Annotated in this window: 8 protein-coding genes; all 8 read left to right on the forward strand. The window is 38.9% G+C overall.

Going from position 1 to position 10,216, the window contains the following annotated elements; translation table 11 throughout:
* The 8 genes from ACSYSF_RS02150 to ACSYSF_RS02185 all read left to right on the forward strand — a co-directional run bounded on the left by ACSYSF_RS02150 (position 1) and on the right by ACSYSF_RS02185 (position 10,157).
* The gene (locus ACSYSF_RS02150) at positions 1-834 is read left to right on the forward strand and encodes a DUF4097 family beta strand repeat-containing protein (protein WP_489868085.1); all 834 of its coding nucleotides are present in this window, start codon (positions 1-3) and stop codon (positions 832-834) included.
* 334 nt (positions 835-1,168) lie between these two features.
* The gene (locus ACSYSF_RS02155) at positions 1,169-3,550 is read left to right on the forward strand and encodes a Xaa-Pro dipeptidyl-peptidase (protein WP_489868086.1); all 2,382 of its coding nucleotides are present in this window, start codon (positions 1,169-1,171) and stop codon (positions 3,548-3,550) included.
* A 12-nt stretch (positions 3,551-3,562) separates the two neighbouring features.
* On the forward strand, positions 3,563-4,381 hold the full coding sequence (locus ACSYSF_RS02160; protein WP_489868087.1) for a Cof-type HAD-IIB family hydrolase: 819 nt from the start codon (positions 3,563-3,565) through the stop codon (positions 4,379-4,381).
* Between the two features lie 84 nt (positions 4,382-4,465).
* Positions 4,466-5,866 (forward strand): RsmF rRNA methyltransferase first C-terminal domain-containing protein, encoded by a 1,401-nt coding sequence (locus tag ACSYSF_RS02165; RefSeq protein WP_489868088.1) that lies wholly within the window; start codon positions 4,466-4,468, stop codon positions 5,864-5,866.
* Between the two features lie 51 nt (positions 5,867-5,917).
* Positions 5,918-6,229 (forward strand): Asp-tRNA(Asn)/Glu-tRNA(Gln) amidotransferase subunit GatC, encoded by a 312-nt coding sequence (gene gatC / locus ACSYSF_RS02170; protein ID WP_489839839.1) that lies wholly within the window; start codon positions 5,918-5,920, stop codon positions 6,227-6,229.
* Complete coding sequence (gene gatA / locus ACSYSF_RS02175; protein WP_489868089.1) at positions 6,229-7,686, forward strand: Asp-tRNA(Asn)/Glu-tRNA(Gln) amidotransferase subunit GatA; 1,458 nt, start codon at positions 6,229-6,231, stop codon at positions 7,684-7,686. The genes gatC and gatA overlap by 1 nt, the downstream gene beginning before the upstream one ends.
* Positions 7,686-9,131, forward strand: coding sequence for an Asp-tRNA(Asn)/Glu-tRNA(Gln) amidotransferase subunit GatB (gene gatB / locus ACSYSF_RS02180; RefSeq protein WP_489868090.1), 1,446 nt, complete (start codon positions 7,686-7,688; stop codon positions 9,129-9,131). Before gatA ends, gatB begins: the two co-directional genes overlap by 1 nt.
* A gap of 72 nt (positions 9,132-9,203) precedes the next feature.
* Entirely contained in the window at positions 9,204-10,157 is a 954-nt protein-coding gene (locus ACSYSF_RS02185; RefSeq protein ID WP_489868091.1) for a diacylglycerol kinase, read from the forward strand.
* Positions 10,158-10,216 lie beyond the last annotated feature (59 nt).

Below are 10,216 nucleotides of genomic sequence, written 5' to 3' on the forward strand. Positions count from 1 at the left end.
ATGGGATTAAAAACATATTTAATTACAGGTGGTAGTGTCATGGTTGTCGGTGGCGTGATGATTGTGGTTGGTCTATCTACAGGTGCCAAAACTTCAGTAACATGGGATGATGGTCCCAAGATTGTTAAAGTTCATAAATTTAATCAAACTTTGGCTGATCATGAATACAAGCAATTAACCATTAATGGTGGTAGTAATAGCTTGGTTAAGTTAAAACAGGGTGATAGTGACAGTTGGCGTGTTTCTGGTCAGCGAACAAATATTCAGAGCTTTAATATTAATACAAATAATGATGAATTAAAGTTTTCATTGCATGATCGCAAACGACCAATGATTGGTATTGATACAGCGAATCAGAACATCACGATAACAGTGCCTAAGTCGGTTAAATTAGATAAGCTATCAATTAGAACTGATGGTAGTGGTGTGATTAATAATGGGGTTACTGCAAAGGATGCAAATGTTACAAATTATTATGGCGGTGTTCGTCTAAATAATATCGCAACTGAGTCACTTAAATTTAGTGGTGAATCAGGTAACTATCGTTTAAAAAATGTCACCGCAAAGCAATTGCATATGAATGATGATGATGGTTATTTTAGAGCTAACCAATTAACTTTACAAGAAGCAAGCCATATCGACAGTAATAATACTGAAATTAGGTTGCAAGATAGCCATGTACCAGGCCTTAAGGTCACTAATCATAACACTGATATTAACATCAATGGTAAAGATTCAGGTGATATCGATTATGTGACCGGTGACCAGAAGAAGGCTTTGCAGATTACTGGTAAAAATTCAACGGTTGTTATTAGAGATTCAAAGCAAAATTAATTAAAGAGAGCGAGAAAAAAGACGTTTTGGATTCGGTGTGTAATGTTGTTGAGACCAATTGTGGCCGGAGCAACGCGCAGGACATAATTGGAGCCAATGACGTTATATTGAAGGTTCAGCTTTTGAGAACGCGTTTAAAGAGAGCGAGAACAAAAGCGGGTTGAAGCTGACTTATAATTCAAATAATTTTAGCTATAGAGGTTGGAACATTTTCGTTTGTTCCAATCTCTTTTTGTATTTAAAAAAGTATTATTTCAACTGCATAGTAGATAAAGTCATTCTCATTGTGTTTTAATGTTTGTTATAATGTAAGCATTGAAATGGAGACATGTATATGAAAATAAATCAATTTGGGGTAATTGAAACAACTTTTGAAAAAAAACTAGCAGAATTAACTACAATTGGCTTTTATAATGAGCAAATTAAAACAGCTGCTGAGCAAGGACCAGTTGCTTTATTTAAAGCATTATTAATGCAAGCTGCAACAACGACGGCAGTATCAAATAAGTTTGATGATTATATGGTTAATGATCAGCAAGATTTGGCTGAATTTTTAGAGGATAGCAAGCAATTAACGATGTCAGAATTTGATGCGATTGCTTTGCAATTATTAGAGTTTACGGAAGAAGTGGATTATCAGTTAGCTGATCCAGTTCAAGCTGTGCAAACAATTGGCTTACCATTGGCTGACATAGCTGGTAATTGGTCATCTGATGATTTACTAAGCGCTTGGTATCAGTTATTAACAACGCACACCAAGAACGGTTTGCAATTTATTGATTTGTTGGCTAGTCATGGTTACTTTGCGGCAACTAATGAGTCACTTTTCTTTAATGGTAAAGCGATGGTGACATTTGATACCAAACAATTAAAAAAGGAAGCGGTCTATGTTGAGACAGATTTAGATACCGATGATGATGGCGTGAAGGATTTAGTGCGTGTTGATATTATTCGACCAACAACGGATCAAAAAGTGCCCGTATTATTTACCGCATCCCCATACTACCAAGGTACAAATGATGTCTTGAGTGATAAAAAAATGCACAATGTGAATGTGCCTTTGGAACGTAAGAAGCCTAATCATTTAACCTATGAAGATATTGCTTATCAACCTGAATCAGGTAAAGATTTGCAAGCTCATGATCAAAAAGGTGAAGCAAGCGAAGCAACTGAAACGTTTTATCCAACGTCACATGTTGATTTAAATAATTACTTTTTGTCGCGTGGTTTTGCGGTTGCATACTCATCAGGGGTTGGAACGCGTTATTCTGATGGTCTACAAGATACAGGTTCACCTGAACAAGTTAAGAGTATGGCTGCCGTGGTTGAGTGGTTAGCCGGTAATCGTAGGGCTTTTACTGACCGTACTAGTGGTATGATTATTAAAGCTAGTTGGTCCAATGGCAAAGTTGCCATGACTGGTAAGTCATATTTAGGAACCCTAGCAACAGCAGTCGCAACAACTGGTGTCACTGGTTTGGAGACGGTTATTTCAGAGGCAGCCATTTCTGATTTCTATCAATATTATCGTGATAATGGATTGACCATCGCACCTGGTGGTTTTCCTGGTGAAGATATGGATGTGCTTGCCGAATTAGTTTACTCACGAATGCAAGATGCTGGTGATTGGCACCGAACCAAGGCGCAATGGACGGCTAAGCAAGCACAAACCTTGCAAGATATGGATCGTACTGGTGGTAGTTATAACACATACTGGGATGCTCGTAATTACTTAAAGGATGTACCTAATATTAAAGCCGATGTGGTGATGGTGCATGGTTTGAATGATTGGAATGTTAAACCGCGTCAGGTATTCCGTTTCTATCAAAAATTACAAGAATTAGATGTTGTTAAGAAATTGTATTTGCATCAAGGTCAACATATTTATATTAATAATAACCGTTCATTAGATTTCAGTGATCAGATGAATTTATGGTTAAGCTATAAGTTATATGATATAAAAAATAATGCCAGTGAGCAGCTACCTGATATTACTTGGCAAAATAACCAACAGCCTGATACTTGGCAATCTGTCACAAGTTGGGGTCAAGTCGTGCCAACACCAATTTCGTTGGCAAATGTTCCAACACCAGTTAGTTATACTGATCAACAAACAAAGCAAGCACAAACTGCGTTCAGTAAAGATTATCAAACTTGGCGTTCATTGATGATGAATCGTGATAAACATGATTTAGATCATGCTCGTGTGATGTTTTTACAACCACAACAAAAGCATGATTTGTTAATTGATGGCGAAGTTTCATTACAATTACGCATTAAATCTTCAGCAAATGTTGGTTTAGTAAGTGCAATGTTAGTTGATTATGGTGACGGACGGCGCCTAACGACCAAGCCAGTGCCTCAAGGTAGCCAAATTGATCGTGGCCAAAATTGGCAGCCGACATCATTAGTCGAATTTGAATTGGCGAAAGCAACGCCATTTAAGATGATTACGATTGGTCATATTAATATGCAAAATCGTGAAAATGCTTGGCGGGTTAATGACCTACAAGCCAATGAATATGTTGATTTGACCTTAACCTTACAACCAACGTTATATCAATTAACAGCAGGTCACCAATTAGGTGTGGTGATTTATGGTACTGATTTTGAAATGACCGTCCGTGGTAATCAGAATATTACCTATGCAATTGACACGAAACACAGTCAGTTGTTAGTACCGGTTGTACAAGTTACGAATGAAAATAATAAATAAGGAACGGTGATAATGGGACGTAAATTAATCGGTATTGATTTGGATAATACGACTTTAAATGATGCAGGTCAGATTGCGCCAGCAACTAAACAAATGATTCAAAAAATGCAACAGGCTGGTCATATTGTGGCTATTGTAACGGGACGTCCCGTTCGGTTATCAATGGATATTTACCAACAGCTTGGCCTTAAATCACCAATGATTAATTTTAATGGGGCTTTGGGTGAGATTCCTAACACAAAATGGTCTCATGAATATTCATATAATATTGATCGTGAAATTGCGTTTGATTTACTGGAAAATGCTACTGATATGGCGATTAAATCAGTTGTAGCTGAAAATCGTTCTGAAGTTTGGACGAATAGTTTAGTTGCGCCAGAAAATAAGAAAGAGGCTTTTTTCTTTCCACAGGGGGATGCCACAACGCAAATGTTAAATCGTTTGAATTTAACTAAAAACATTAATTCAATCTTAATTGAAGCGCAAAACGATGCGTATCAAGATAAGATTCAGCAATATGTGACGAATCGTTATGGTGCTGATCGGGTGACTGTCAAAACCTGGGGTGCAACGTCACCCGTTTTGGAAGTGGTACCAGCTGGGATAGCGAAAGATACCGGCTTACAGATTTTACAACGTGCTTTTGATATTAGTCACGATGATGTTTATGCGTTTGGTGATGAAATGAATGATTATGAAATGATTCAGTACGCAACGCATGGCATTGTGATGAAAAATGGTAATCCTGAGTTAAAAGCGGTAGCAGATGACATTACCGAGTATACAAACGAAGAAGATGGTTTGGCTAAATATTTAGCTAAAATTATATAAACCCGTTTATACTGACGGAATACTTTTTTAAGCTTATAAAAACGTGTAGAATGAAGCTATTATATTGAATTAGGAGTTTATTAAATGGCGGAGTTTCCAAAAGACTACCAGGATAAATATGAAAGGTTGATGGGCGATGAGGCGAGTGACTTTTTTGCTGCCTTTGATCAACCAGTTGTTAAGGCTTTTCGTGTGAATCCCTTAAAGGCCAATCAAAGCTTATATGATACACAAGCAAGCAAACGTGTTCCATGGGGACAGTGGGGTTATTACGGAACTGCTAAGGGCCATTCTGTAGACCATACAACCGGTGTGATTTACTCGCAAGAACCGTCAGCACAATTAGTTGGTGAGTTAACGCATCCTCAACCAGGGGAACGTGTCCTTGATTTATCGGCCGCGCCAGGTGGTAAGACAACTCATTTGGCATCGTTTATGAACCAACAAGGTTTATTAGTTTCTAATGAAATTTTTCGTAAGCGTGCGCAAATTTTAAGTGAAAACGTTGAACGTTTCGGTATTCAAAATGCATTGGTAACGAACCATTCACCGCAAGAGTTGTCGAAACAATTACCGCAGTATTTTGACAAAATTGTCGTTGATGCGCCTTGTTCAGGCGAGGGGATGTTTCGTAAGGATCCAGATGCTATGCAATATTGGCATAAAGATTATCCAGCTGAAAATGCCAAACGCCAGCGTGAAATCCTAGTGGAAGTTATGAAGATGTTAAAGTCAGGTGGTACCTTGGTTTATTCAACTTGTACTTTTGCACCAGAGGAAGATGAGCAAATTATTGCTTGGTTATTGGAAAATTACCCAGCGCTTCAGTTAGTCGATGTGCCAAAACATGATGGCATGGCAGATGGTCGTCCAGAATGGGCTGATAATAATCCAGAATTAACAAAAACGGTCCGTTTGTTCCCACAGTTTGTTGCAGGTGAAGGTCATTTTATGGCCAAATTGATTTATCAACCAGATGAGGTTGAAACAGTAAAAGAGAAAAAATTGGCTAAAACGAATTTAACGGCTGAACAACACGAGTATTGGGAAAAATTTCAAACCCAAATGTTGCCTACCTATCAGCCAGGCGTTTTAGTAACATTTGGTGATCAACTATATGCTTTACCAGATGGAACACCTGATTTAAAAGGTTTACAAGTGTTGCGAGCCGGATTACATCTCGGAACTTTTAAAAAGAAACGCTTTGAACCAAGCTTAGCCTTGGCATTAGCATTGCATCCTGATGCCTTTACCAATCGGTACGTTTTGACAGATGATGAATGGCGCCAATATGTGCATGGTGATACATTTATGTTGCCACAAAACGCAACTGATTTAGTAAATGGTTGGTATTTATTAGAATTGAATGGTAATGGCGTTGGGTTTGGTAAATTGGTCAATCGACAAATGAAAAACTTTTATCCAAAGGGCTTACGGTTTATTGTCCATAATAATCCTGTAAATTTGTCAGATGACATATACTAAATATAAAATCTTTTGGTAAAATAGCTATATCAAAGCATGAAAGGAATTAACATGGCAAACGAGCAAATTACGCGTGAAGAAGTTGAACATGTGGCTAACTTAGCAAAGTTAGCTTTAACAGATTCAGAAGCTGACATGTTTACAGATCATTTAGGTAAAATTTTTGATTTGGTGACAACGTTAGCTGAGGTAGATACAGAAAATGTGAAGCCAACATACTCAGTTACTGAGATGCATACAGTATTACGAGATGATGTAGCTAAGAATGCTCATCAATCGCAAGAATTGTTACATAACGCACCAGAGCACCAAGACACTTTGATTAAAGTGCCTGCAATTCTTGATGGAGGAGCAGAAGGCTAATGGATTTTTTGCATACAGATATTGAAAAGTTACATGAACAGCTTGTTAACAAAGAAATTACAGCTGTTGATTTAGTAAAAGCAACCTTAGCAAACATCGAACAAACAGATGGCACGTATGACGCTTTTTTGACAACGATGGCCGACAAGGCATTGGCTGAAGCTGCAGCAATTGACGAAACTGGTATTGATCCTGATAATGTTTTGTCAGGAATCCCATATGGTATCAAAGATAATTTGATGACCAAGGATGTCACAACGACGGCTGCTTCAAAAATCTTGGACGGTTTTACACCAATTTATGATGCAACGGTCGTTTCACGTTTGCGTGATCACGGTGCCGTTGGGGTTGGAAAGCTGAACATGGACGAATTTGCCATGGGTTCAACAACTGAAACTTCATATTATAAGCAAACTAAGAATGCTTGGGACCAAACGAAGGTTCCTGGTGGTTCTTCAGGTGGTTCTGCTGTTTCAGTTGCAGCTGGTGAAGTACCATTTGCTTTAGGAACTGATACGGGTGGTTCAATTCGTCAACCAGCAGCCTTTAATGGTATTGTTGGGATGAAGCCAACGTATGGTCGTGTATCACGTTTTGGTGTAATTGCCTTTGCATCTTCACTTGATCAAGTGGGTGTATTCACACGCCAAGTTAAAGATAATGCGAGTGTCTTAGCAGCAATGGCCGGCCAAGATGCCAACGATCAAACATCATCTGATAAAGAAGTTCCAGACTTCACTGCTCATTTAGATGGTGATATTAAAGGAATGAAGATTGCGGTACCAACAGAATACTTTGCTGGTGGGGTTGATGAGAATATTAAAACCACTGTGCGTGCCGGTATCGACAAGCTACGTGAGTTAGGTGCAACAGTTGATGAAGTATCATTACCACATACCGAATATGGGGTTGCTGCATATTACATTCTAGCTTCTGCTGAGGCTTCATCAAACTTGCAACGTTTTGATGGTATCCGTTATGGTTTCCGTCCTGAAAATGTAAAGAATCTAGATGATTTGTATGTTCAAACGCGTACACAAGGATTCGGTGATGAGGTTAAGCGTCGTATCATGCTTGGAACATATTCGCTATCAGCTGGTTCTTATGATGCATTCTTTAAGAAGGCCGCTCAAGTACGTACTTTGATGAATGATGATTTCCAAAAGGTCTTTGCTGACTACGATTTGATTGTGGCACCAACCACACCAAATGTTGCTTACGACTTTGGTGCTAACCAAGATGATCCTGAAGTAACGTACATGAATGACGTTTTGACGATTCCAGTTAACATGGCTGGTTTGCCGGGTATGTCAGTACCAGCTGGTTTTGTTGATGGTTTGCCAGTCGGTATGCAATTAATTGCTAACCGTTATCAAGAAGAAACCATTTATCGTGCCGCTTATGCTTATGAGCAAGCAACACGTTCATTCGAAAAAGTACCAGGAGGTAAGGACTAATGGCAGTGCCAAATTTTGAAACGACAATTGGACTTGAAGTCCATGTTGAGTTAAAGACAAACTCTAAGGCGATGTCACCTTCTCCCGTACAATATGGGGCCGAACCTAACGCCAATACCAATGTTATCGATTGGGGTTATCCTGGTGTGCTACCACAAGCTAACAAGGGTGCCTTGGAATACGGTATGATGGCATCACTTGCATTGAACGCTGATATTACGCGTGATTTGCACTGGGATCGTAAGAATTACTTCTATCCAGATAATCCTAAAGCTTACCAAATTACGCAACAACAAGAGCCAATTGGGCGTAACGGTTGGTTAGAGATTGAATTCGAAGGTCAAAAGAAGCGTATTGGAATTACTGAATTACATGTTGAAGAAGACGCTGGTAAAAATACGCACGGTACTGATGGCTATTCATACGTTGACTTGAACCGTCAAGGAACACCATTGATCGAAATTGTTGGTGCGCCTGATATTTCATCACCTGACGAAGCATATGCCTATCTAGAGGCTTTGCGTCAAGCTATCCAATTTACGGGTATCTCTGATGTTAAGATGCAAGAAGGATCAATGCGTGTTGATGCCAACATTTCAATTCGTCCAGTTGGATCTAAGGAATATGGAACTAAGGTTGAGTTGAAGAACTTGAATTCTTTCAACTATGTTCGTAAAGCATTAGCCTTTGAAGAAAACCGTCATGCTAAGATTTACATGTCTGGTGGTACCATCAAGCAACAAACACGTCGTTTCGATGAAGCAACGGGTGAAACTGTTTTGATGCGTGTGAAGGAGACGGCTGATGATTACCGTTACTTCCCAGAACCAGATTTGACTCCAATTCATGTCACTGATGACTGGATTGAAGAAGTTCGTGAGAAGTTGCCAGAAGCCGCCAAAGATCGTAAGGCACGTTATGTTGATGAACTTGGTCTAGAAGTTTATGACTCTGAAGTTTTGACACAAACCTTAGCAATGTCTGATTTCTTCGATGCAACGGTTGCTGAAGGTGCTGATCCTAAGCGTGCAGCTAATTACTTGATGGGTGACGTTAATGCCTTCTTGAATGAGCAACAAGCTGATTTGGAAGCAACACCATTAACACCAAAGCATTTGGCTAATATGATCAAGCTAATTGATGATGGTACGATTTCAACAAAGATGGCTAAGAAAGTCTTCAAGGCTATCACTAAGGGTGATGATCCGGTTGAATTCGTTGAAAAGAATGGTTTGAAGCAACTATCTGATCCAGCTGTTTTGACACCAATGATTGATGAAGTTTTGGATAATAATGAACAATCAATTATTGATTTCCACAATGGAAAAGATCGTGCAGTTGGCTTCTTAGTTGGTCAAATTATGAAGCAAACTAAGGGAAGTGCTAACCCATCAGTTGTTAATAAGTTATTGATGGCTGGATTACAAGCACGTAAACCAGAATAATAGTGGTTAAATAATGGAGATCGGGATGTCTGCGTCCCGTCTCATACATATTTTTTATAGGAGCATATTACAATGAAACGAGCACGAATTATCTATAATCCAACTTCTGGTCGTGAAGCAATTCGCCGTGATTTAGTTGATATCTTAGATGTTTATGAACAAGCCGGGTATGAAACAAGTGCGTTTGCAACAACACCTGAACCCAATTCAGCAATGAATGAAGCGACGCGTGCTGCTAAAGATGGCTTTGACTTAGTCATTGCAGCAGGTGGGGATGGTACGATTAATGAAGTTGTTAATGGAATTGCCCCATTAGACAAGCGCCCAATGATGGCCGTTATTCCGGCTGGAACAACCAATGACTATGCTCGTGCGTTGCATATTCCGCGTGAAGATCCGTTAGCTGCTGCTCGTGTTATTTTAAAGGGGCATGCTGCCAAAATGGATATTGGTCAAGCAAATGATTCGTACTTTGTGAATATTGCAGCGGGTGGTTCTTTATCAGAATTAACGTATTCAGTTCCTTCAAAGTTAAAGTCAATGTATGGTTATTTGGCTTACCTCGTTAAGGGTGCTGAAATGTTGACAAGTATCAAGCCAATTGATATTCATGTGAAGTATGATGATGGTGAATTCAATGGTAAGTCAGCCATGTTCTTCTTGGCACTAACTAATTCAGTGGGTGGTTTTGAACAAATTGTCCCTGATGCTAAATTAGATGATGGTAAGTTTACCCTTTTGATTGTTAAAACAACTAAGTTTGCTGAAATCCTAAACTTGGTTACTGAAGTGTTGAAAGGGAAGCATGTTAACAATCCTAATTTGATTTACGCTAAGTCTAACCGTGTTGAAGTTTCATCATTGAAGAATGATAAGATTATGATCAATCTTGATGGTGAGTATGGTGGGGATGCGCCAGTAACGTTCATTAACCATCAACAACATATTCAAATTGTTGCTAATCTTGATGAAAATTCAAGTGGTATGTTAGTTGATGCACCAATTGATATAAATGTAAAAAAATAATTGATTAAGTCATAGAGGCTGGAACATAAATGTTCTGGTCTTTTTTTGTCTGGTAATAA

It is taken from the genome of Weissella sp. ESL1139 (assembly GCF_058506735.1).

Bases quoted from the DNA above. Each gene is read 5' to 3' on its own strand.
- ACSYSF_RS02150 (WP_489868085.1), top strand. From the start codon at position 1: ATGGGATTAAAAACATATTTAATTACAGGTGGTAGTGTCATGGTTGTC.
- ACSYSF_RS02155 (WP_489868086.1), top strand. From the start codon at position 1,169: ATGAAAATAAATCAATTTGGGGTAATTGAAACAACTTTTGAAAAAAAA.
- ACSYSF_RS02160 (WP_489868087.1), top strand. From the start codon at position 3,563: ATGGGACGTAAATTAATCGGTATTGATTTGGATAATACGACTTTAAAT.
- ACSYSF_RS02165 (WP_489868088.1), top strand. From the start codon at position 4,466: ATGGCGGAGTTTCCAAAAGACTACCAGGATAAATATGAAAGGTTGATG.
- gatC (WP_489839839.1), top strand. From the start codon at position 5,918: ATGGCAAACGAGCAAATTACGCGTGAAGAAGTTGAACATGTGGCTAAC.
- gatA (WP_489868089.1), top strand. From the start codon at position 6,229: ATGGATTTTTTGCATACAGATATTGAAAAGTTACATGAACAGCTTGTT.
- gatB (WP_489868090.1), top strand. From the start codon at position 7,686: ATGGCAGTGCCAAATTTTGAAACGACAATTGGACTTGAAGTCCATGTT.
- ACSYSF_RS02185 (WP_489868091.1), top strand. From the start codon at position 9,204: ATGAAACGAGCACGAATTATCTATAATCCAACTTCTGGTCGTGAAGCA.